The following is a 22,325-nucleotide window of genomic DNA, read 5'->3' as shown; positions in this document are numbered from 1 at the left end:
TCAGTGTCCGCATCGCATGAGATGTGGGCCATGAACACGCAGAGCCACCTGATCGACGGACACCTGGCGCAGGCCGACAGCAGCCGTGGCAAGCCCCTGGCGCGCCTGATGATCGAAAGCGGGCATGTGGCGCCGCGCACCATGCTTGGCGCGTTGGCGGAATCTTCGCGTGTTGGTCGTCCGATCTCGCATGTTCTCGAAGCGGAGGCTTTGGCGAGCCGGGAGGACATCCTTGCCGCGCAGTCGCGCCATTATGCGGCCATGGTGGTGCGCCGCGCGGACACGCCGCCGGACCCGGCGCTGACAACAATCCTGCCTGCTGACTTCTGTCTTGCTCATGGGGTTCTGCCCTGGATGCGCGTCGGCGGCACGCTGCTGCTGGCCACTGCCCGGCCGGAGGAATACGACGCCCTGCTCCCGGAGCTGCCGGGCGACATCGGCCCGGTCATGATGGGGCTGGCGCTGGAATCGGACATCTATGCCGAGATTGCGGACCGATACGGCGGTGCGCTGGCCGAGCGTGCGGAGACCTGGCGCGCGCCGGAGGACAGTTGCCGCGACATGAACCGTGCCGGACCCGGCGCGATTGCTCTGGCCGCCGCCGCTGCCACGCTCTGCCTGCTGAGCCTCGCCTTCTACCCGGCGGCATTCTTCGGCGCGGCGCTTTTCCTCGCGCTCGGCTCCCTGATCGCGACGCAGGGCATGAAACTCCTTGCACTACTCGCCTTGCCGCGCCGTCCTTCCGCCCCGAAGCCGCCGGTTCTGCCGCGCAACCCGCCGTCGATCTCGGTCCTCGTGCCGCTCTTCAAGGAAGAGGAGATCGCCTCGTCGCTGGTCGCCCGGCTGACCCGCCTGACCTACCCGAAGGCGCTGCTCGACATCGTGCTGGTTCTGGAGGCGGAGGATGAGCAGACGCGCCGCGCGCTCGCCCGCACCGTTCTGCCGCCGTGGTGCCGCGTGGTGGAAGTGCCGCCCGGCACGGTGACCACCAAGCCACGTGCCATGAACTACGCGCTGCAGTTTACCCGCGGCGACATCATCGGTGTCTACGACGCGGAGGACGCGCCCGCACCGGATCAGCTGACCCGCGTGGCCGAGCATTTCAGCACAGCGGCGCCGGAGGTCGCCTGCCTGCAAGGCATCCTTGACTTCTACAACCCCCGCGCAAACTGGCTGTCACGGTGCTTCGCCGTGGAATACGCCAGCTGGTTCCGGGTCCTGCTGCCCGGCCTCGCAAGGCTCGGCCTTGCCGTCCCTCTGGGCGGCACGACGATCTTCTTCCGTCGCGCGGCGCTGGAAGCGGTGCAGGGCTGGGACGCACACAACGTGACGGAGGATGCGGACCTCGGGTTCCGCCTAGCCCGCATGGGGTTCGTCACCGAACTGATCCCCACCGCCACGCGCGAGGAGGCCAACAATCGCTTCTGGCCCTGGATCAAGCAGCGCTCGCGCTGGCTCAAGGGCTACGGCATCACCTGGTGGGTGCACAGCCGACGGCCCCGGCGGCTCTGGCGCGAGCTGGGGCCGAAACGCTTTGCCGGGATGCAGGTTCTGCTCCTCGGCACGCTGATCCAGTTCGCCCTCGCGCCGGTGCTCTGGTCCTTCTGGCTGGTGCTCTTCGGCCTGCCGCATCCGCTCGACCCCTACCTGACCCGGGAGGCCATCGTCGGGCTGACGACGCTCTTCCTCAGTGCCGAAGCCATCTCCATCGTCATCGGCCTTGCCGCCGTGGCGCGCAGCCCGCACCGCGGGCTGACGCCTTGGGTTCCGACACTCTTCGCCTATTTCCCGCTGGGTACCGTCGCCCTCTACAAGGCCCTCTACGAGACCTTGTTCCGGCCATTCTACTGGGACAAGACCCAGCATGGCCACTCCGCACCGGACACGCCCGCCTCGGACATTCCGTCAGACCGCTGAGCCTATGCGTGCGCCTTGGCGTCCAGCTTGAGCCGCGTGACGAAAGCCACGGAAATGTGGTTCTTCAGCGCCTGATAGGCCGCGTCCTCGTCCCGCCGGGAGATTGCATCGACAATCGCACCATGCTCCTCCAGCGCCTTCTCGCCCCGGCCATCGGCGGCCAGAGACGTGGTCGCCATCAGCGCCATCGACCGGTGGACGAGGTCGAGCTGTTGCACGAGGAACCGGTTGTGCGAGGCCAGGTGGATCATCTTGTGGAAGCGCCGGTTGGCGCGGCTCAAGGCGGTCGGATCGCCAAGCAATGCCCGGTCCTCCTCGATCATCTCCGCCAGCACCTGGATTTCCTCTTCCGTCGCATGCCGCGCCGCCAGCCGCGCCGCCAGCCCTTCGAGCTCGCAGCGCACGGCGTAGAGTTCCGCCATCTGGTTGTGATCGAGCGAGGCGACGATCAGCGATCGGCCATCCCGGGCCAGCAGGCTTTGTGTCTCAAGCCGTTGCAATGCCTCTCGAATCGGCGTCCGGGAGACCCCGAAGCGGTCCGCCAGCTCTGACTCGACCAGCCGGTCGCCAGGCCGGTAGATACCCGCGTCGATCGCTTCCAGAATGAGCGTATAGGCATCCTTCTGCGTCACACGCGCCTGCGCCATGGGTGTCCTCCCTCCAAACGTCCCGGCACTCTAGCCCTGCCTGTCAGCGGCAGGCAAGCGCCCCCATTGCCACAGGCCGGGACCCGGCGTAGCGTCCATGCCATGACCAAATCCTTCTTCTCCCACGTGCGCGGCTGGGTCTTCGACCTCGACAACACGCTGTACCCGCCCGCGGCCCGCCTCTTCGATCAGATCGAGGTGAAGATGACGCAATTCGTCATGCGGGCCACGGGCGCGGATCAGGCGGAGGCCAATGCCCTCCGCCACCAGTACTGGCAGACCCACGGCACCACGCTCGCCGGGTTGATGCGCGAGCACAAGGTGGACCCGGACGCCTATCTCGAAGAGGTTCACGACATCGACTTCGGCGCTCTGGAGGCGGACCCGCATCTGGCCGAGCTGATCGCCGCCCTCCCCGGCCGCAAGATCGTCTACACCAATGGCAGCGCGCCCTATGCGGCGCAGGTGCTCCGCAGCCGGGGCCTCGATGCCGCCTTCGATGCCATCTACGGTGTCGAGCACGCGGGATACCTGCCGAAACCGGACCGCGCGGCCTTCGAAACCGTCTTTTCGCTCGACGGTCTCGATTCGCAGACCTCTGCGATGTTCGAGGATGACCCGCGCAATCTCGCGGCACCGCATGCAATGGGCATGCAGACCGTCCATGTCGCCCCCGACCCGGACCCGCAGCCACACATTCATCACCACACGGACGACCTGACCGCCTTCCTCAGGCGGCTTCTTGAGCGATAGGGCTCCGGGACATCCGGGCACGCCGCGACCATCGGCCTGGCGCATACCGCGCCTGCGACATTCCGCACGTGGTCCCGGCCTCAGCGCTCCATATATGTCTCCCGAATTCATCTTTGCAGGAGACTTCCCATGTCGGCGACCGAAACCCTGACCTCCGCACCGGACACCGCCAAGGCCCGGGCCACCCTGGCCGGCGACACGGGCGTCCTGCTCTGCCTCGTCCTGTTCGTGGCGCTGGTCGCGGCGATCACCGCGACCTTCGGTCTGCAGGGACTGGCGATGTCGGCGCTGGCCATGGTGCCGGTTGTCTTCGCTGTCCTGATCCTGATCACGGTCGGCAAGTAAGGCGCCCTGCCGCATGGTCTTTTCCGCGCCTGCGCCCTACATCGGGGGCAAGGAGTGAAGGCCATGGATCATGACATCGTCATTTCGGGCGGCGGCATTGCGGGTCTGACCGCGACGGCCGCTTTCGCCTCTCACGGGTTCGACGTGCTGTGCGTCGATCCCATGCCGCCGATCATGGACGGCGCGGCGGAGGGCGCCGACCTGCGCACCACCGCCTTCCTGCAACCGGCGCGGGATTTCCTGCGCGAGGCCGGACTATGGGAACAGCTGGAGCCCTTTGCGACACCGCTGGAGGTGATGCGCATCGTCGACGCGGGCGGCGAGACGCCGGAGCCGCGGGTCATCAAGGATTTCGAAAGCGCTGACATTTCCGACGAGCCGTTTGGCTGGAACCTGCCGAACTGGCTGCTGCGCCGGGAGATGGTGGCCCGCCTGAGGAACATGCCCCGCGTCAGCTTCCGCCCCGGCACGGCCACCACCACGCTGTTCACCCGCGAGGGCGAGGCACGTGTCGGCCTGTCGGACGGCACCCGCGTGCGCTGCCGATTTGTCATCGCGGCGGATGGCCGCGCCTCGCCGATGCGGACGGCAGCAGGGATCGGGGTGAAGACGACACGCTTCGGCCAGAAGGCGCTGGCCTTTGCGGTCACCCACCCGATCCCGCACGGCAATGTCTCGACCGAGATCCACCGCACCGGCGGGCCGTTCACGCTGGTGCCGCTGCCGGATCGCGACGGGCGGCCCTGCTCGGCCATCGTCTGGATGGAGGAAGGGCCGAAGGCGGAACGGCTGCTGGCCCTGCCGCCCGAGACCTTCGAGGCGGAAATGTCGGAACGCTCCTGCCACCTGTTCGGCCCGCTGACCCTCGCCTCCCGCCGCACCCTCTGGCCGATCATCGCGCAGGAGGCGGAGCGGCTGACCGGCCAGCGGCTGGCCCTGGTGGCAGAGGCGGCGCATGTGGTGCCGCCCATCGGTGCGCAGGGATTGAACATGTCGCTCAAGGACATGGCGGCCCTGCTGGAGCTGGCCGGGGCTGCTCCGGACCGGCTTGGCGATGCGGCAATGCTGGACGCCTACGCCCGCAAACGCCTGCCCGACATCCGGGCGCGGGTGGCGGGGATCACGCTGCTGAACCGGACGTCGATGATTTCCGCGCCGGCGCTGCGCGATGCCCGGGCGAAGGCGCTCGATGCGCTCTACACCTTGAAGCCGGTCCGCAAGACCCTGATGCAACTGGGGCTGGGCGCCGGGTAAGCCGCGACGTGCGCCGATTTCCTGCAAGGAAATCGGACCGGATTCCTTTAAGGAATCCGGCTCCCGGCCTCACCCGTCCAACAGGTCGTCTTCCTTGTGCCCTTCGACCTCGGTGGTCATCTGGTCGTCCAGCGCCTCGACCTCGTTCGACAGATCGTCCTCCGCGTGTGAGACCTCCGCCTCCGGCACCGCCTCCGGGACCGGCGCGGCGCGGGGTGCGGGCCCGGCGTTGACCTCGGCGCCCACGGGCCAGGGCAGGCCCTGGGGGAAGATGATCTCCCGCGCCGGGTCCGGCATGGAAACCCCCGCCTCCATCAGCGCCTTCTTGACGCGCCGGATCAGCGACGAGCGCAGCTTGAGCGACGACACCTTCGTGCCGTCGAACCAGTAGTAGACGCAGATGTTCACCGTCGAATCCCCCAGCCCGTCCGCCAGCACCATCGGTTCCGGGTCGGTCAGCACGGCCTCGTGCCCGATCAGCACAGCGAGGATGATGTCCTGCGCCTCGGAGATCGCGCCGTCGTAGCCGATGCCCACCTGAAAACTGCCCCGCCGCGTTGCGCTGGCTGTGAAGTTCTCGATGGTCGACTTGAAGACCGAGGCGTTGGGAATCTGGATGTGGTTGCCCTCGGGCGAGACGAGCACGGTCGAGCGGGTGTTCATCGAGTGCACCACGCCCTGGTAGCCCGCCACCGCCACGAAATCGCCGCGGCGGAACGGCTGGCGCAGGGAGAGCAGAAGCGAGGCGAGGAAGTTCTCGGCGATGTCGCGGAAGGCAAAACCGATCACGATGCCGAAGATGCCCGCGCCGCCGATCAGCGAGACCGCGAGTTTCGTCAGCCCCGCCACCTGCAGCACGATGTAGAGGCCGATCAGGAACACCGGCAGCGCGATCATCCGCACCGTGATGTCACGCAGGATCGGTGTCTTGATGCGATCCGAGAGCGCCCATCCGGCGAGCCGTGCCACCACGCTCGACAGGAAGAAGGCCAGCGGCAGGATCAGCACGGCCACCAGCACGGACGGCGCCGCCGCCACCGCCTGGTCGCGCAGGTTGCGCAATTCGGTCATGGCGGGAGCGAGGGTGAATTTCACCTTCTGGTTCAGGCGGATGCGGTTGACCACGGCGACTACGCCGTCGGTCTTGGCCGCCAGATCGCGCACCCATTCCTGCCGCTTCACGCTGTCTGTGCTGCCGTCGAGAAAGACGATGCCATCCTCCACCCGCACTTCCACATCGCTGTACCAGCCGGAGCTTTCCACGATGTTCTTCAGCCGCCGCTGGATCTGTTCGTCCCGCACGCCGCCTTCGACCGAGACGGTCTGGTTGGTGTCGACCACCTCTTCCGGCGCGGCGTCTTCCGGCACGGCCTCCTCGGTCTGGGCATGGAGCGGTGCGGCGAGCAGCAAGAACAAGCTCAGGCAGGCGAAAAGGCGTCGGATCATGGGGCGGGTCTCTGGAAATCGGTCAACTGTCCGGGGGGCGGCAATAATTCCGCCGCTCCAGACCCTACGCGGCCTGTCGCCCTTGTCAAACGCCTCTTCCCGGCGCGCCCGGCAAACCGGCACAGGCCAAGGCGTCGGCCGGCAAACCCCGCTTCGCGCTTGAAACCGCGGCCCCGGCGGGCGATGTAGGGTGAAAGCGCAAACGGGAGGCCCCATGGCCCTGCCAGTCCGGGAACAATTCAAATACTGGGCCATCGCCACGGCTGCCTTCGCCGTGGTTCTGTGGTTCCTCGGCGACGTGCTGCTGCCTTTCGTGCTCGGCGGCGCGATTGCCTATTTCCTCGATCCGGTGGCGGACCGCCTCGAGCGAATGGGCTTCAGCCGCGCCGCCGCGACCGCGATCATCACCGTGACCTCGCTCGTCATCTTCGTCATATTGGCGCTGGCGGTGATCCCGACACTGGTGCAGCAGGCGGTGGCGCTCTTCGACTTCGCGCCGAAGCTGTTCCGCGACCTGCAGACCTTCCTGACCGAGAATTTCCCCAGCCTGATCGTCGAGGACAGCCCGGTGCGCAAGACGCTGGCGACCATCGGCGAGACCATCCAGTCCAAGGGCGGCGAGCTCTTGAACACCGCGCTCAGCAGCGCCGCCTCGCTGCTGAACATGGCGGTGCTCTTCGTCATCGTGCCGGTGGTGGCGGTCTACCTGCTGCTCGACTGGGACCGCATGGTGGCGCGGGTCGACGAGCTGGTGCCGCTCGACCACCGCGAGACCGTGCGCATGCTGGCTCGGGACGTGGACAAGGTTCTGGCGGGCTTCGTCCGCGGCATGGGCTCCGTCTGTATCATCCTCGGCGTCTATTACGCCGCCGCGCTATGGCTCGTCGGGCTGCAGTTCGGCCTCGTCGTCGGCGTCATCGCGGGTCTTCTGACCTTCATCCCCTACGTCGGCGCCATCGTCGGCGGCGTTCTGGCCATCGGCCTTGCGCTGTTCCAGTTCTGGGGCGACTGGTGGTGGATCGCGGCGGTCTGGGCCATCTTCCAGTCCGGCCAGTTCATCGAGGGCAACATCCTGACCCCGCGCATGGTCGGCCAGTCGGTCGGGCTGCACCCGGTCTGGCTCTTGCTGGCTCTGTCGGTCTTCGGCTCCCTCTTCGGCTTTGTCGGGATGCTGGTGGCGGTGCCGCTGGCCGCCGCCATCGGCGTGCTGACGCGCTTTGCGACGCATCAGTACAAGACAAGCCGTCTCTATCTCGGCCTCACGGGACAAAACGATACATGAGCACGCCCAGGCAACTCGCCCTGCCCCTGCCGAGCCGTCCGGCACTGGGGCGGTCGGACTTCTATGTCACCGACGCCAACGCGCTGGCGGTGGCCCAGATCGACGGCTGGAAGACCTGGCCCTCGGGCAAGTTCGTGCTCTCCGGCCCGCCCGGCTCGGGCAAGACGCACCTTGCACATGTCTGGGCACGCATGACCGGGGCCCTGATCCTGCCCGCCGAAGCGCTGCCGCATGCGGACATCGCCGCCACGGCGCAGGGGCCGGTCTGCGTCGAGGACATCGAGACCATCGCCGGCAACCGCGCCGCCGAGGAGGCGCTGTTTCACCTGCACAACCTCGTGCTGGCCGAGGGCCACGCGCTCCTGATGACCGCCCGCACGCCGCCCCTGCAATGGGGCCTGTCCCTGCCCGACCTGCAAAGCCGCGCCGAGGGGGCGCAGGGGGCGCAACTGTCGGAACCGGATGACGATCTGCTCTCCGCCGTCATGGCCAAGCTGTTTGCCGACCGCCAGATCGTGCCCGCCGCCGATGTCATCCCCTTCCTCGCCCGGCGCATCCCGCGCAGTTATGCGGCGGCGCAGCTGATGGTGGAGATCCTCGACCGCGAGGCGCTCGGGCGTCCGAAGGGCGTCAACCGCCCGCTGGCCTCCACGGTTTTCGAGAGCCTGTTCGCCCCGAAACTTTTGCCAGGGGACGGGGAAACGTCATAAAATCGTTTCAACCCGTCCGGATAAGCCCGCCATGACCCAAGCCGATTTCCTCAAGTCCCCGATCCCGCCCGCCACCGAAATGCCCGACCTGGACCTCACCGGACCGGGGCGGTTCTTCAACCGCGAGCTCAGCTGGCTTGGCTTCAACTGGCGGGTGCTGGAAGAGGCGGGCAACCCGCGCGTGCCGCTGCTGGAGCGGCTGCGGTTCCTGTCGATCTCCGCCACGAACCTCGACGAGTTCTACACCGTCCGCGTTGCGGGTCTGCGCGAGCTGGCTCATGCCGGCAACACCACCCCCGCCGACGACGGGCTGACCCCGGCGGAACAGCTGGTGCTGATCGACGAGAACGCCCGCAGGCTGATGGCCGCGCAGCAGGACATGCTCAGCGCCCTGCGCAAGGAGATGGAAGCGGAATCCATCACCATCGTCTCCCGCGACGATTTGACCGAGGACGACCGCAAGGCGCTGGAGACCGCTTTCCTCGAACAGGTCTTCCCGGTGCTCTCGCCTCTGGCCATCGACCCGGCGCACCCTTTCCCGTTCATCGCCAACATGGGCTACTGCCTGGCGTTGCAACTCGACCGCCGGAAGGACAAACGCCCGTTGCAGGCGCTGCTGCCGATCCCGGCGCAGGTCAACCGGTTCATGGCGCTGCCACGCGAGCCCGGGCAATCCCGCTTCATCCTGCTCGAAGACGTGCTGCTGCTGCATATCGACAGCCTGTTCCCGGGCTATGCGGTCAAGGATCACTTCGGGTTCCGGGTGCTGCGGGACAGCGATCTCGAAGTCGAGGAAGAGGCCGAGGACCTGGTGCGCGAGTTCGAGGTGGCGCTGAAGCGCCGTCGTCGCGGCGAGGTCGTGCGCCTGACCACCTCCGCCAATGCCCCTGCCGCCTTGCGCCGGATCGTGATGCGCGAGCTGCACGTGGACGAGAGCGAAGTGATCGAACTCGACGGCATCATCGGCATCGCCGACCTCAAGGAGCTGGTGCTCGACAGCCGCCCGGATCTGCTCTGGCCCTCCTTCACCCCGCGCGTGCCGGAACGGGTGCAGGACCACGAGGGCAACATGTTCGCCGCCATCGCGCAGAAGGACATGCTGCTGCATCACCCCTACGAGACCTTCGACATGGTGGTGCGCTTCCTCAACCAGGCCGCCGCCGACCCCGATGTCGTCGCCATCAAGCAGACGCTCTACCGCACCTCACGCCAGTCCCCCATCGTCGAGGCACTCTGCGCCGCCGCCGAGGACGGCAAGTCGGTGACCGCGCTGGTCGAACTCAAGGCCCGCTTCGACGAGGCCGCCAACATCCGCCAGTCGCGCCGTCTCGAACGCGCCGGGGCGCATGTGGTCTATGGCTTCCTCGGCTGGAAGACCCACGCCAAGATCAGCCAGGTCGTGCGGCGCGAGGGCGACCGGCTGGTGACCTATACGCACTGGGGCACCGGCAACTACCACCCGATCACCGCCAAGATCTACACCGACCTCAGCTTCTTCACCTGCGATGCGGCGCTCGGGCGTGATGCGGCCAAGCTGTTCAACTACCTCAGCGGCTACGCCATGCCCGCCGGGCTGGAGAACCTGCACTTCTCGCCGCACACGCTGAAATCCGGCATGATCGAGCGCATCGACGCCGAGATCGAACACGCGAAGGCGGGCAAGCCGGCGCAGATCTGGCTCAAGATGAACTCGCTGATCGAGCCCGACATGATCGACGCGCTTTACCGTGCCAGCCAGGCCGGGGTGAAGGTCGATTGCGTGATCCGCGGCATCTGCGGACTGCGGCCGGGTATCAAGGGCCTGAGCGAAAACATCCGGGTGAAGTCCATCATCGGACGGTTCCTGGAGCATTCGCGCATCGCCTGTTTCGGCAACGGCTACGGGCTGCCGCACAAGAAGGCGCGGGTGTTCATCTCCTCCGCCGACTGGATGGGCCGCAACCTCAACCGCCGGGTCGAAACCGGGGTGGAGATCAACAACCCCACCGTGAAATCCCAGATCGTCAGCCAGATCATGGCGGCGAATCTCGCGGACACGGCGCAAAGCTGGGTGATGCGGCCCGACGGGCATTTCGAGCGCGACGTGCCGCCCGAAGGCACCTTCGCCTTCTCCTGCCACCGATTCTTCATGGAATACCCGTCCCTCTCCGGACGAGGCTCCGCCGGGGCGGCGGATGTTCCCAAGCTGACGCACACGGATGATTAAGACATTGACGCTATGAAGGCGGTGTTGTTTCCGGTTTGGAAGAGAATCACAACAAAGCCTTAATATCGCCCCCAGGCTGCCGCGAAGTGTTAAGCGGTGGTTAACGCTGGTGCGGCATTGTGACTGCGCACTGAACCAAGTGGCGCAGTCCGTCAAAAAATGGCCTGCAGTGTCTGAATGATGCGCGAGGTGCCGGATACCCGGTGTCTTTGGCGTAGAAACGCCTTGTTCCATGACAAAGGCGAGCACCATGTCGAGTATTCTTACCAACAGAGGGGCCTCCACGGCCCTCGCAACGCTGCGAAACATCAACGCGCAGATCGCAGAAACCCAGAACCAGATTTCCACCGGCAAGCGCGTGGCCGATCCCACGGACAACTCCGCCGTCTGGGCCATCTCCCGGACCATGCGGGCCGACATTGCCGGTTTCCAGAACGTCTCGAACAGCCTTGCGCTGGGACAGGCCACCATGTCCGTCGCCCGCCAGGGGGCCGAGACGATCACCGAGTTGCTGACCGACATCAAGGGCAAGATCGTCTCCGCCCAGGAAGGCAACGTCGACCGCGCCAAGATCCAGGCCGGCATCGACGCCCTGCGCGAACAGATCGACGGCATCACCTCCACCGCCTCGTTCAACGGCCAGAACATGCTGCAGAACACCGATTCCACGGCGGGCAGCGGCCAGATCAACGTGCTGGCCTCCATCGACCGCAGCGGCAGCTCGGTCAGCAGCTCGGACATGGCCTTCACCCGGCGTGACATGGGCACCGGCGCGTCGAGCGTCTCCGCCACCGGCGGCACCTTCACCGCCGCCGCCGCCACCGGCACGCTGAACGCCACGCGCGAAGTGACCATCGACCTCTCCAGCCTGAGCGTCGCCGCCGGGGACGCCTTCTCGCTCTCGCTCTTCGGCACCGACGCCAACAATAGCAGCTTCACCCAGGCCGACTACCGGACAAGTGCTGTGGCGAACGAAACGCAAACAGAGATGGCGGCGAGCGCGCTGAGCTACGTGGCCCATGACGGCGACACCGCCGGGGACGTGGCGAAAGCGCTGAAACGCGCCTGGGACGACTACGCCAAGGAGAACGACCTGAACAAGGATGTCTTCGACGTCCGCGTCTCCGGCCAGTCGCTGGTGATCTCCTCCGGTGTCACCGACGGCACCGACACCATCACCGCCAATGTCAACACGCTGACGGCGGCGGCCGGGAACACCATTGGCGGCGGGCTCGAAACGCTGGGCGAGATCGACGTTACGACCAACGCGGGCGCGGGCAAGGCTCTGAGCCAGATCGAGGGCCTGCTCGGCTACGCCATCGACGCCGCCGCCGCCTTCGGCTCGGACCAGGGCCGGATCGACACCCAGTCGAAGTTCGTCGGGATGATGTCGGCGGTGCTGAAGGACGGCCTCGGCCAGCTGGAGGACGCCGACATGGAGGACACCTCCGCCCGGCTCCAGGCCCTTCAGGTACAGCAACAGCTGGCCGTGCAAGCCCTCTCGATCGCCAACAGCGCACCGCAACAACTGCTCAGCCTGTTCCGCTGAGGCGCGGGCCGGGACACGATCCGTAGGGTGGGTTTGAAACCCACCCTACCGCAAGGCTCCCCCTCACAGGTCGATGTCGAGGCTCACCGGGAAATGGTCGGACGCGGCCAGCAGCGCCTCGCGCAGTTCCGGCGTTTTCCAGCAGACCGGATCGTCGAACGGGTGCCAGATCCGCCAGCGTGGCTGCAGGTTGCGCAAGCCGCCGGAAATCATCACGTAGTCGAGCAGCGCCTGCAGGTAGCGGTCCTCACCCGTGAGGTAGAACCGCGCCGTGGTCGGCTGCGCACTGATCCGGCTGACCAGCGCCTGCTCCGCGTGCGGGTCGAACAGGCGCGGACCGCCGTCGCCGAGAATGATCTCCACCGAGGAGCGGCCGAACAGGTTCTCGTACTCGTCCAGCCCCGGCCCGTCGTTCAGATCGCCCATCACGATCAGGTCGTCCCCGGCCTCGAGATGCGCCGCGATGCGTTGCCGCAGCCAGATTGCCTGCGCCAGTTGCTTGCGCCGGTTGGCAATCGACAGCCGCATGACCGCGTCCCGCCCCTGCGCCCCATGCGGTGCCTTGGATTTCAGATGCGCCCCGATCATCCGCAGGCCGCGCCCGCCCGCCAGCGTCACGGCAAGTTCCAGCGGCGGCTTGGAAAAGGTGACATGATCGAGCGCCGCGTCAACGTCCAAATCGATGTCGAACGCCCCGTCGAAGCGCGGCGGCATGCTGTCCGGACTGCCTTGCGGATCATGCCGCGCGGTCATCACCGCCGGATCGTACAGCAGCGCGATTTCCTGCTGCGTGTCGTTGACGAAGCCGGTGACCACGCCGGTGGTCCTGAGCCCATAGGCCTCGACGAACTGCGACAGCGCGCGCGACGTGCTGCGCCTGCGTGAGGTGTCCGGCGCCTCGATCACCATCACCGCGTCCGCGTTCAGCGCCGTCAGCACGATGGCAATCGCCTCCGCCTGCTGCCGGCGCGTCACGTTGTACCGCGCCGACCAGTCGTCATCCGCGAGCACCTGCCCCGCGTTGTCGAACAGGGCGTCGAACCATTCGATGTTGTAGGTGGCGATCCGCACCGGCGCTCACGCGGTCTCGCGGGCCGAAATCTCTTCCCAGGCGCGGTTGATCTCCGCCAGCCGCTTCTGCGACAGCTTCACCGCCTCCTCCGGCACGCCCCGCGCGATCATGATGTCGGGATGGCTGTCACGCACGAGACGGCGATAGGCCGTGCGGATCTCGTCCAGCGGCGTCTCCGGCGTCACGCCCAGCACCCGGTAAGGGCTGCACCGGGCTTCCGGCACGAAACGCGCCCGCATGTCCTCGAATTGCGCCACCTTCAGACCGAAGATCTCCGCCACCCGGCGCAGGAAATCGTCCTCCTTCGGGTGATAACTGCCGTCCGCCATGGCGATGTGGAACAACCCTTCCATAAGGTCGTACAGCGCCGCACTCCCGTCACCGAACAGGCGGGCGATGCGCCGCGCGTATTCCTCGAACCCCGCAACGTCCTGCCGCGCGAGGTTGAACACCCGCGCCGCACCGGCCTCGTCCTCGGGCGCGATGGCAAAGACCTCGCGGAAGGCGCTGACCTCGTCCCGCGTGACCAGCCCGTCCGCCTTCGCCATCTTCGCCGAGAGGGCAATCACCGCGATGGTAAAGCCAACCGTCCGCTCCGGCGGGGTGCGCAGCTTTTCGAAAACGGCGGCCAGCCCTTCGCCGGCGGCGAGGGAAGCAAGGGCTTGGGTGATGCGGCTCCAGATCGACATGGCCCGATCCTAAGCCTTTACGCGCGTTCTGTCAGGTCAGGTTTCACAGAATTTTCTGCATCAGCACAAGATCCATCCATCTGCCGAACTTGTGCCCGACTTCGGGCAGTCTCGCGACCTCGCGAAACCCGATGGCGGCATGAAACGCCACGCCGTCCGGGTTCTCGCCGCTGACCCCGGCAAACAGCGAATGCGCGCCCTGCTGCCGCAGGTTTGCCTCCAGCGCCGCCATCAGCGCCCGCCCGACACCGTGCCCGCGCGCCTGCGGCACCAGTTGCACGGAGTGTTCGAAAGTAAAGCGATACCCCGGCCCGCCCCGAAAGGCGAAGGCCGTGGCAAAGCCGCCGAACTGTCCGTCGAGATCCGCGACAAGGAACAGCGGGCCGCGCTGCGCGATGTCTTTTCGCAGACCTTCCAACGTCTTGCGCTCCGTCGTGAAGGTGATCGACGTGGTGTCGATGGCCTCGTTCCACAGCGCGGCGATGGCCACCGCATCGTCGGACGTGGCGGTCCGGATGGTTACGCTCACAGCGCCGTCTCCTCGGTGCCACAGATGAAATCGGCCCGCAGGCCCGGCGTCGCGGCGGTTTCGAACGCCACCTGCGGCGCGTCGAGATGCGGCGCCAGCAGGGCATTCAGCGCCGCCGCCTCCGGGTGGCACACGCTCAGCCGCGTCAGGGTCATGCCGTCGGAAGCCAGCACGTGCCCCGGCGTCGGTGCGCCCGGATACCACTGGATCAGAGCCGGAAACAGCCCGTCGAAGGGCAACCTTCCGTCCTCCGGTACGGCCATCGCCCACCGCAGGCTGCCCCGCGCCAGTTCCACCCGCCGCCCCGCCATCGGCAGCGCCGCCAGCGCGGCGTCGAGGTCGGGCACCCGGCAGATCCACGTGGCCAGCCGCGCCGGACCGCAAAAGTCGTCCAGCCCAAACCAGCGCGCATCGGATGGCGGCGGCGCCTGCGGGTCGATCGCGATGGCCTCGACATAAAGCAGCGGGTCGATCCCGAGCAGGGCGTTATGCGTGGCAAACCGGGCATGATGCCCCCCGGGCCGCATGACCCGGCCAAGCCGCGCCTCGATATGGTCCACAGCCTCTTCGAGCGTCTCGCCCGCCACCGCGATATGGTCGAGTTCCAGCACCCGCCACCTCTGAAAAATCCAGTCCGATGCGGAGGATAGGCGAGGTTTTCAAACATGCCTATAGCAAATATCTGCGCAGCGCAGCAAAGTTGCGCCGCACCCGCATCCCGGCGTGAAAAAGGCGTCCGCCGGATGCGGACGCCTTCTCCTCCCTGCCGGACGGGCGCTTGGCTTTTCGGATCGCGCCTCAGCCGGCTTCCTTCAACTCGCCGTTCTCGATCTGCTCGCGCTCGATCGACTCGAACAGCGCCTTGAAGTTGCCTTCGCCAAACCCGTCGTCGCCCTTGCGCTCGATGAACTCGAAAAAAATCGGACCGATCACGGTCTTCGAGAAGATCTGCAACAGGATACGGGTCTCGCCTCCGTCGACAACGCCTTCGCCGTCGATCAGGATGCCGTGTTTCTTCATCCGCTCGACCGGCTCCTCGTGGCCGGTGACCCGGTCGAAGGAAAGCGCATAATAGCTGTCGGGCGGCCCGGGCATGAACTGCACGCCCTTGTCCGCGATGGCATCCGTCGCGTCATAGATGTTGCGCGCACCCACGGCGATGTGCTGGATGCCCTCGCCCTTGTACTTCTTGAGATAGGCGACGATCTGCCCGGTCTCGCCCCGGTCCTCGTTGATCGGAATGCGGATGCGGCCGCAGGGCGAGGTCAGCGCACGGCTGAACAGGCCGGTGTACTTGCCCTGAATGTCAAAGAACCGGATCTCGCGGAAATTGAACAGTTTGCCGTAGAAGTCGAACCAGGTGTCCATGTTGCCCTTGAACACGTTGTGCGTCAGGTGATCGAGGTAATAGAACCCCACGCCGCGCGGCTTCGACTGCTCGATCCAGTCGAACTCGGTGTTGTAGGGCGAGGTGTCGTAGTATTGATCGGTGAAGTAGATCAGGCTTCCGCCGATCCCCTTGATGGCCGGCCAATTGACAGTTTTGTCTTCGCCGTCATAGGGTTCCGCGCCGTTCTTCACCGCATGGGTGAAGGCATGCTGCGCATCCACGACGCGCCACGCCATCGCGGGCGCACAGGGGCCGTGCTCCTCCACGAAGCGGGCGGCAAAGCTGTCCGGATCGGCGTTCAGCACGTATGTGATGTCACCCTGCTGCCAAAGCTCGACCGCCTTGGTCTTGTGGTTGGCGACATGGACATAGCCCATCCGCGCGAAGAGGTCGCGCAACTCCTGGGGGTTCGGATGGGCGAATTCGACGAATTCGAACCCGTCGGTTCCGGCGGGGTTTTCCTTGGTGATGGTGGCCTGCGGGGCGTCGTGCGGGAAAGGTCCCATGAAGTCCTCCTGTTTGCGCGTTGGGGCCATGATAGGCCGCAATCAGCGCAAGAAGTGCGCATTCTCGCCTTTCTCAGACGATTGTCCGCGCAGAACTCGCGTGATACGCTCAGATCATGCAAGATCCCCGCATCAGCCTCGACTCAACCGACCGCGCCCTTCTGACAGAACTGCAAAGGGACGCCCACGCCACCGCGCAGGAGTTGTCGGAGCGGCTCAACCTCTCCGCCAGCCAGATCGGCCGCCGCCGTCAGCGGCTGGAAGAGGCAGGTCTCATCGTCGGGTATCGCGCCCGGCTCGACCCGGCGCGGCTCGGCCTGGACGTGCAGGCCTTCGTGCAGGTGCAACTCGCCCGGCACGGCTCGGACGAAGGCAGCAGTTTCACCCGGCTGATCGGCACCCGCCCGGAGATCGTCAGCGCCTGGACCATGACCGGCGAGGCGGACTACCTCCTGCGCGTGTTCTGCCCCGACCTGCCGGCGCTGAACCGGCTGATCCACGAGGTCCTGCTGGCCCATCGCAGCGTCTCCCGCGTGCATTCGCAGATCGTGATGAACCAGCCGAAGGGCGATGCGCCGCTGCCGGTCGGCTGAGAGCCCCGAAAATGGACATCGGCCCGGACTCGTCCAGCGAATCCGGGCCGACATGCGGAAAATCGGTTTGATCAGGCCTACTTGTCGAGCTTCGACAGCTTGCTTTGCAGGTCCGCCAGTTGCTTGCGGATCGCGTCGAGGTCCTCGCCCTCCTTCGGGCTGTCATCCTCGGACGGTCCCGACCAGGACTTGCCGACGCCGCCGGTCATCGCCTTCAGGAAGGCCTCCTGCTGCGCCTGCATCGCCTCGAACCCGGGGAGCTTCGCCATCGGGTTGATCGAGTTCATGTTCTCCACCCATTTCGACTGGCTCTTCTGGAAGGCCTCGAAACTGGCGGCGAGGAACTGCGGCACCATGGTCCCCGCCTGCGTGGTGTAGCTGCGCACGAGGTCGGTCAGCACGGCAATCGGCAGGACGTTCTCGCCCTTGCTCTCATGCTCGGCCACGATCTGCAGCAGGTATTGCCGGGTCAGGTCGTCGCCGGATTTGAGGTCGATGATCTGCACCTCGCGCCCGTCGCGGATGAAGCCGGAGATGTCCTCGAGCGTCACGTAGTCCGAAGTTTCGGTGTTGTAGAGCCGACGGCTGGCATAGCGCTTGATCAGCAGTGGCTTTTCGGACTCCGCCATTAGTGGCTCTCCCTGTCATGCAGCATTGCAGAAAAAGTCTATGCGAGTGCAGAACACAAAGTAAAGCCTGCCGTTTACACAATGGGTTGCGCGACGTTCCTCAGAACAGGCTTCCCTGCTCCGGCGGCGGGGTCTTCGGTTTCGCAGCGGGCTTCGGTTTCGGCCGCTCCGGGTCGGCACCGCCGCCAACCGTCAGCGTGCCATCGGCGAACTCGATCTCGAAGACCGAGGCCCGAGCCGCCGCCTCGCGGGTCGTCACCAGCGCGCCATCGCCACGCACCACGGCGTAGCCGCGCCGCAGCGTCTCGCGATAGCCCAGCGTCTCGCGCAGCCGGTCCACGGCCTCCAGCTTTTGCCGCGCCTGCGCGATGCGCCCGGTGTGCGCCTGCTCCATGCGCCGGGTCAGGGCGTCCAGCCGTTCGCCTTGCGCAGCGATCTCGCGGCGGATGGGCGTGAGGCTGAGCCGGTCCGCCCGCCGCGCCAGCGCCTCGCGCCGCTGCAGGACAAGCCGCTCCAGCGCCGGGGACAGCCGGGCGCCGCGGTCGGCCAGCTTGCTTCGCTCCACCGCGATGGCGCGGCTCAGCACGGAGGGGCGCAGGCTCCCGGCCTGCTCGCTCAGGCGCAGCCGCCGCCGGTCCACCAGCCGCTGCAGCGCCCCCGGCAGCCGGTCGCCCAAGACGTCGAGCCGTTGCCGTGGCCCTTCGACCAGTTCCTCCGGCCGCGGCAGCGCCCGCGCCAGGTCGCGCAGCCGCTGGCCGCGCACCTCGATGCGCTGCCCCATGGCCCGCGTCATCCGGGTGCCCGCGTCGCTCACCCAGCCCATCAGGTCGAGCCTGACCGGCACGGCCATCTCCGCCGCCGCCGTCGGCGTCGGCGCGCGCTTGTCCGAGGCGTAGTCGATCAGCGTGGTATCTGTCTCATGCCCGACCGCGGAGATCAGCGGGATCTGCGACGCCGCCGCCGCCCGCACCACGATCTCCTCGTTGAAGCCCCAGAGATCCTCGACCGAGCCGCCGCCCCGCGCCACGATCAGCAGATCCGGCCGCGGCAGGGCCCCGCCCGGTGTCAGCCGGTTGAACCCTTCGATGGCCCGCGCCACCTCCGGCGCACAGGCCGCGCCCTGCACCGCCACCGGCCAGATCAGCACCTTGCGCGGAAACCGCTCCCGCAAGCGATGCAGGATGTCCCGGATCACCGCCCCGGTGGGAGAGGTTACCACTCCGATGATCTCCGGCAGGTACGGCAAGGCCCGCTTCCGCGCCGGATCGAACAGCCCTTCCGCCTGCATCTGCGCCTTGCGCTTCTCCAGCATGGCCATGAGCGCACCCATGCCCGCGGGCCGGATGTCGTCGATGACGATCTGGTACTTGGACTGCCCCGGAAAGGTGGTCATCCGCCCGGTGGCGATCACCTCCATGCCTTCCTCCGGCAGGGTCTGCAGCCGGTCGGCCACGCCCTTCCACAGGATCCCCGAGATCACCGCGCGGTCGTCCTTCAGATCGAGATAGACATGCCCGGAGCGCGGCCGCGTCACCCGCCCGACCTCGCCGCGCACCCGCACGAAGCCGAACTCGCCCTCGATCATCCGCTTGACCGCGCCGGACAGCTCGGAAACCGAATACTCCGGTGTGTTCCCCGCCGGTTCGTCGTCCAGAAGATCCATTCGCCAGCGCTCCCTTGCCTCCAAAGCCCCCCGACCTTAAAGGAGCAGCGAAGAAGACAAAAGCGCCCCTCGTGCTTCTTTGGTCCCCAAATACCTCCGGGGTGCGGGGGTGGAACCCCCGGCGCGCAGCGCATGTCAAACACAGGAGCCCGCCCATGAACATCCTCATCCTCGGCAGCGGCGGCCGGGAACACGCGCTGGCCTGGGCCACGCTGCAGAACCCGAAATGCGACAAGCTCATCGTCGCGCCCGGCAACGCCGGGATCGCAATGATCGCGGAATGCGCGGCGCTGGACATCCTGGACGGCGGCGCGGTGGCGGAATTCGCGTTCGAAAACGCCATCGACCTGGTGATCATCGGCCCCGAAGCCCCGCTCGCCGCGGGCGTGGCCGACACGCTGCGCAGCGCCGGGTTCGCGGTCTTCGGCCCCTCCGCCGCCGCCGCGCGGCTGGAAGCGTCGAAATCCTTTACCAAGGAAATCTGCGACGCCGCCAAGGCGCCGACCGCCGCCTATGGCCATTTCACCGATGCCGAAACAGCCAAGGCGCACGTCCGCGCCAATGGTGCGCCCATCGTAGTCAAGGCGGACGGGCTTGCGGCGGGCAAGGGTGTGATCATTGCCGAAACCGTGGCAGAGGCCGAGGCGGCCATCGACGACATGTTCGGCGGCAGTTTCGGCAGCGCCGGGGCGGAAGTGGTCATCGAGGAGTTCATGACCGGCGAGGAGGCGTCCTTCTTCGTGCTGGTCGACGGAGAGACCTGCCTGCCCGTCGGCACCGCGCAGGACCACAAGCGTGTCGGCGACGGCGACACCGGCCCGAACACCGGCGGCATGGGCGCCTACAGCCCCGCCCCGATCATGGACGAGGCCGTCACGCAGAAGGCGCTCGAAGAAATCGTCCGACCGACCATGGCGGAAATGGCCCGGCGCGGGATGCCCTACCAGGGTGTTCTGTATGTCGGGTTGATGATCGAGAACGGACAGCCGCGCCTCGTGGAATACAACGTCCGCTTCGGCGATCCCGAATGCCAGGTGCTGATGCTGCGGCTCGGTGCGCAGGCGCTCGACCTGATGCAGGCCTGCGCCGAGGGGCGGCTGGCGGAGGCGCAGGTGACCTGGGCCGACGATCACGCGATGACGGTGGTGCTGGCTGCGAACGGGTATCCGGGCGACTACGCAAAAGGCTCGGTCATCAAGGGGCTCGACACCCTGCCGGAGGACAGCTTCCACATGATGTTCCACGCCGGGACCACGGAGCGGGACCGGCAGATCATCGCCTCCGGCGGCCGGGTGCTCAACGCCACGGCGCGCGGGGCGAGCCTGCAAGAGGCCCGCGACCGGGCCTATGCCATGGTGGACGCAACCAACTGGCCGGAGGGTTTCTGTCGCCGCGATATCGGCTGGCGTGCCTTGCAGTAAACGAGCGGCCCGGTGAGGAAACTTTCAGTCTGAAATTTTCCTCACCCTCCGCGCCGTCACGGCCTGTGGAATGACGCGAGCGTGCCGCCACCCACGAGGTGGTCCAGCAGTTGCGCCCGCCCGGTGCGGTCCATCCCGTTCAGTGCCTGCACCTCGTCAACCGTCAGGTCCCGCCGCTTGAACCCCTGCCGGTTCAGACACCGGTCCACCGCGTTGACCTCGCCCCCGTAGCGGATGTTGTCAGCGTTGGATGCCACGACAATCGGCCCGAGCAGAATGCCGCCGAACAGGATGCCGGAGACATAGCTCGCGGTCAGCGCGCTCTGCGCCCCCGCGGGGGCCTCCCGGCGGCAATGGTCCAGGGCGACACGCGCCGAGGCGAGGCTCTTGCCCGGCTGCACCGGCACCGACGGACCCGGCACGCTGGCGCATCCCGCCACCAGGGAAAGCATCGCCAGCCCCATGCCAATCCGGCGGTTTCCGTTTCCTGTCATCTGTCACCCTTTCCCGATCACCCGGGACCGCGCCCCGAACCAGACCAAACAACACACCGAAATTCCAATGCGTTATACCTGCGCTGGACCCTCGCCGAGCGCGGATGGAGTCGCAAGATCGCGGTCCGTCTTTCCCTTCGATGTGGCCCTTTTGCCGCGTTTCCCGCCGTGCCCCCGGGTGCCGCCGATCGGAGGCATCCGTGCCGATACGCACCACCGCGTTCCCACGTTGCCCGCCGGATTTCGCCGGGGCGCCGCAATCGGTCGCTTGCCGCCTTCCCTGCCCGCCCCGGGACGCTAAAGCTGGGGCAGTCCTAGCCGGAAAGGCCCGCCATGATCGTCGGCAAACGCAAGAGCACCTTCGCCCTGCTCTTTTCCCTGCGCGGCTCCGTGTTGCCGCACATCTATCCGCGTATCCTCGTGGTGATGGCCTTCGCCGCGCTGCTTGTCGCCATCGACCTGCACCTCGGCGGGCTGCAGCACACCGCCACCGGCACCTTCGCCGTCTTCGGCGTGGCGCTCTCGCTGTTCCTCGGCTTTCGCAACAACGCCGCCTACGAACGCTGGTGGGAGGCGCGGCGGCTCTGGGGCCAGCTGGTCGCCGACAGCCGGTCGCTGGCCCGGGAGTCGGCGCTGTTCCTGGACGATCCGGACGCCCGGCAGCAGGTCCTGCGACACACCCTCGCCTTCCTGCACCTGCACCGGCTGAACCTGCGCAAGCTGCCGCCCGACGATGCCGCCCGCCCTTGGATCACCGACGCGCTGCCCACCTCGGCGCACCCGCCCTGCGCGGCGCTCGACGCCATGGCAGAGGTCCTGCGGACCGAGCGGCAGGCCGATCGGCTCGACGGTTTCGGGGCCAAGGCACTGGACGAGCGCCTCTCCTCCCTCGCCCTCGCGCAGGCCGGGTGTGAGCGCATCGCCACGACGCCGCTGCCCTTCGTTTACTCGCTGCTCGTCTACCGCACCTCGGTGCTCTACTGCCTGCTGGTGCCGCTCGGGCTGGTCGAGGCCTCCGGCTGGCTGACACCGCTGATCGTCGGCATCATCGCCTATATCTTCTTCGGTCTGTCGGAGGTCACGGAGGAGTTGGAGAACCCCTTCGGCCAGACCGTCAACGGCCTGCCCCTCGACGCGCTCTGCCGGGTGGTGGAAATCGGCCTGATGCCGAAGCTCGGCCTGCCCGCGCCGGACCCGTTGCAGCCGGTCGACAGCTACCTGTCCTGACGG

General features: G+C 67.0%; 21 protein-coding genes. 11 read left to right on the top strand and 10 right to left on the bottom strand.

Annotated elements, in window-relative coordinates:
* Nucleotides 1-30 precede the first annotated feature (30 nt).
* On the top strand, nucleotides 31-1,917 hold the full coding sequence (locus ACP159_RS06970) for a glycosyltransferase family 2 protein (protein ID WP_425098932.1): 1,887 nt from the start codon (nucleotides 31-33) through the stop codon (nucleotides 1,915-1,917).
* Nucleotides 1,918-1,919: 2 nt separating this feature from the next.
* On the opposite strand, the gene ACP159_RS06965 is transcribed toward ACP159_RS06970, so the two are convergent.
* Nucleotides 1,920-2,564 (bottom strand): GntR family transcriptional regulator, encoded by a 645-nt coding sequence (locus tag ACP159_RS06965; protein WP_425098931.1) that lies wholly within the window; start codon nucleotides 2,562-2,564, stop codon nucleotides 1,920-1,922.
* A gap of 102 nt (nucleotides 2,565-2,666) precedes the next feature.
* Here ACP159_RS06965 and ACP159_RS06960 point away from each other — a divergent pair, with 102 nt between their 5' ends.
* The 3 genes from ACP159_RS06960 to ACP159_RS06950 all read left to right on the top strand — a co-directional run bounded on the left by ACP159_RS06960 (nucleotide 2,667) and on the right by ACP159_RS06950 (nucleotide 4,916).
* A complete protein-coding gene (locus tag ACP159_RS06960) occupies nucleotides 2,667-3,317 on the top strand; it encodes a pyrimidine 5'-nucleotidase (protein ID WP_425098930.1) in 651 nt (216 codons plus the stop codon).
* Nucleotides 3,318-3,446: 129 nt separating this feature from the next.
* Nucleotides 3,447-3,662 (top strand): hypothetical protein, encoded by a 216-nt coding sequence (locus ACP159_RS06955; RefSeq protein ID WP_425098928.1) that lies wholly within the window; start codon nucleotides 3,447-3,449, stop codon nucleotides 3,660-3,662.
* Between the two features lie 63 nt (nucleotides 3,663-3,725).
* Nucleotides 3,726-4,916, top strand: coding sequence for a UbiH/UbiF family hydroxylase (locus ACP159_RS06950; protein WP_425098927.1), 1,191 nt, complete (start codon nucleotides 3,726-3,728; stop codon nucleotides 4,914-4,916).
* A 69-nt stretch (nucleotides 4,917-4,985) separates the two neighbouring features.
* Here the strand turns inward: ACP159_RS06950 and ACP159_RS06945 are convergent, their stop codons facing one another.
* Nucleotides 4,986-6,362 carry a mechanosensitive ion channel domain-containing protein gene (locus ACP159_RS06945; protein WP_425098926.1) on the bottom strand — a complete coding sequence of 459 codons (1,377 nt, stop codon included), beginning with the start codon at nucleotides 6,360-6,362 and terminating at the stop codon, nucleotides 4,986-4,988.
* Between the two features lie 214 nt (nucleotides 6,363-6,576).
* On the opposite strand from ACP159_RS06945, the gene ACP159_RS06940 reads away from it, so the two are divergent.
* The 4 genes from ACP159_RS06940 to ACP159_RS06925 all read left to right on the top strand — a co-directional run bounded on the left by ACP159_RS06940 (nucleotide 6,577) and on the right by ACP159_RS06925 (nucleotide 12,109).
* A complete protein-coding gene (locus ACP159_RS06940; protein ID WP_425098925.1) occupies nucleotides 6,577-7,644 on the top strand; it encodes an AI-2E family transporter in 1,068 nt (355 codons plus the stop codon).
* On the top strand, nucleotides 7,641-8,354 hold the full coding sequence (locus ACP159_RS06935) for a chromosomal replication initiator DnaA (protein ID WP_425098924.1): 714 nt from the start codon (nucleotides 7,641-7,643) through the stop codon (nucleotides 8,352-8,354). Before ACP159_RS06940 ends, ACP159_RS06935 begins: the two co-directional genes overlap by 4 nt.
* Nucleotides 8,355-8,385: 31 nt before the next feature.
* Complete coding sequence (locus ACP159_RS06930; protein WP_425098923.1) at nucleotides 8,386-10,560, top strand: RNA degradosome polyphosphate kinase; 2,175 nt, start codon at nucleotides 8,386-8,388, stop codon at nucleotides 10,558-10,560.
* 250 nt (nucleotides 10,561-10,810) lie between these two features.
* Complete coding sequence (locus ACP159_RS06925; RefSeq protein ID WP_425098922.1) at nucleotides 10,811-12,109, top strand: flagellin; 1,299 nt, start codon at nucleotides 10,811-10,813, stop codon at nucleotides 12,107-12,109.
* A gap of 63 nt (nucleotides 12,110-12,172) precedes the next feature.
* Here ACP159_RS06925 and ACP159_RS06920 read toward each other — a convergent pair whose 3' ends face one another.
* From ACP159_RS06920 to hppD, 5 genes are all read right to left on the bottom strand, one after another.
* On the bottom strand, nucleotides 12,173-13,180 hold the full coding sequence (locus ACP159_RS06920) for an endonuclease/exonuclease/phosphatase family protein (protein WP_425098921.1): 1,008 nt from the start codon (nucleotides 13,178-13,180) through the stop codon (nucleotides 12,173-12,175).
* 6 nt (nucleotides 13,181-13,186) lie between these two features.
* Nucleotides 13,187-13,870 (bottom strand): TerB family tellurite resistance protein, encoded by a 684-nt coding sequence (locus tag ACP159_RS06915; protein WP_425098920.1) that lies wholly within the window; start codon nucleotides 13,868-13,870, stop codon nucleotides 13,187-13,189.
* A 43-nt stretch (nucleotides 13,871-13,913) separates the two neighbouring features.
* On the bottom strand, nucleotides 13,914-14,399 hold the full coding sequence (locus ACP159_RS06910; RefSeq protein ID WP_425098919.1) for an N-acetyltransferase family protein: 486 nt from the start codon (nucleotides 14,397-14,399) through the stop codon (nucleotides 13,914-13,916).
* Nucleotides 14,396-15,007, bottom strand: a complete 612-nt coding sequence (locus ACP159_RS06905) for a VOC family protein (protein ID WP_425099047.1) — start codon at nucleotides 15,005-15,007, stop codon at nucleotides 14,396-14,398. Before ACP159_RS06905 ends, ACP159_RS06910 begins: the two co-directional genes overlap by 4 nt.
* Before the next feature lie 190 nt (nucleotides 15,008-15,197).
* A complete protein-coding gene (gene hppD / locus ACP159_RS06900) occupies nucleotides 15,198-16,295 on the bottom strand; it encodes a 4-hydroxyphenylpyruvate dioxygenase (RefSeq protein ID WP_425098918.1) in 1,098 nt (365 codons plus the stop codon).
* Nucleotides 16,296-16,411: 116 nt separating this feature from the next.
* Here hppD and ACP159_RS06895 point away from each other — a divergent pair, with 116 nt between their 5' ends.
* A complete protein-coding gene (locus ACP159_RS06895) occupies nucleotides 16,412-16,888 on the top strand; it encodes an Lrp/AsnC family transcriptional regulator (RefSeq protein ID WP_425098917.1) in 477 nt (158 codons plus the stop codon).
* A 77-nt stretch (nucleotides 16,889-16,965) separates the two neighbouring features.
* Here ACP159_RS06895 and phaR read toward each other — a convergent pair whose 3' ends face one another.
* Nucleotides 16,966-17,517 (bottom strand): polyhydroxyalkanoate synthesis repressor PhaR, encoded by a 552-nt coding sequence (gene phaR, locus ACP159_RS06890; protein ID WP_425098916.1) that lies wholly within the window; start codon nucleotides 17,515-17,517, stop codon nucleotides 16,966-16,968.
* Nucleotides 17,518-17,617: 100 nt separating this feature from the next.
* Entirely contained in the window at nucleotides 17,618-19,180 is a 1,563-nt protein-coding gene (xseA, locus tag ACP159_RS06885; RefSeq protein ID WP_425098915.1) for an exodeoxyribonuclease VII large subunit, read from the bottom strand.
* 155 nt (nucleotides 19,181-19,335) lie between these two features.
* Between xseA and purD the strand changes: the two genes are divergently transcribed.
* Nucleotides 19,336-20,601: a phosphoribosylamine--glycine ligase gene (gene purD, locus ACP159_RS06880; RefSeq protein ID WP_425098914.1), complete on the top strand. Its 1,266-nt coding sequence runs from the start codon at nucleotides 19,336-19,338 to the stop codon at nucleotides 20,599-20,601.
* A gap of 56 nt (nucleotides 20,602-20,657) precedes the next feature.
* Here the strand turns inward: purD and ACP159_RS06875 are convergent, their stop codons facing one another.
* Nucleotides 20,658-21,095 (bottom strand): hypothetical protein, encoded by a 438-nt coding sequence (locus tag ACP159_RS06875; RefSeq protein WP_425098913.1) that lies wholly within the window; start codon nucleotides 21,093-21,095, stop codon nucleotides 20,658-20,660.
* A gap of 333 nt (nucleotides 21,096-21,428) precedes the next feature.
* On the opposite strand from ACP159_RS06875, the gene ACP159_RS06870 reads away from it, so the two are divergent.
* Complete coding sequence (locus tag ACP159_RS06870) at nucleotides 21,429-22,322, top strand: bestrophin family protein (protein ID WP_425098912.1); 894 nt, start codon at nucleotides 21,429-21,431, stop codon at nucleotides 22,320-22,322.
* The last annotated feature ends 3 nt before the right edge of the window (nucleotides 22,323-22,325 follow it).

Origin of the sequence: Tropicibacter sp. S64 (assembly GCF_049803835.1) — a bacterium.
Lineage (GTDB): Bacteria > Pseudomonadota > Alphaproteobacteria > Rhodobacterales > Rhodobacteraceae > Pacificoceanicola.
Note: the sequence above shows the minus strand (reverse complement) of the source record. Positions and strands in the feature narration are given on the sequence as shown.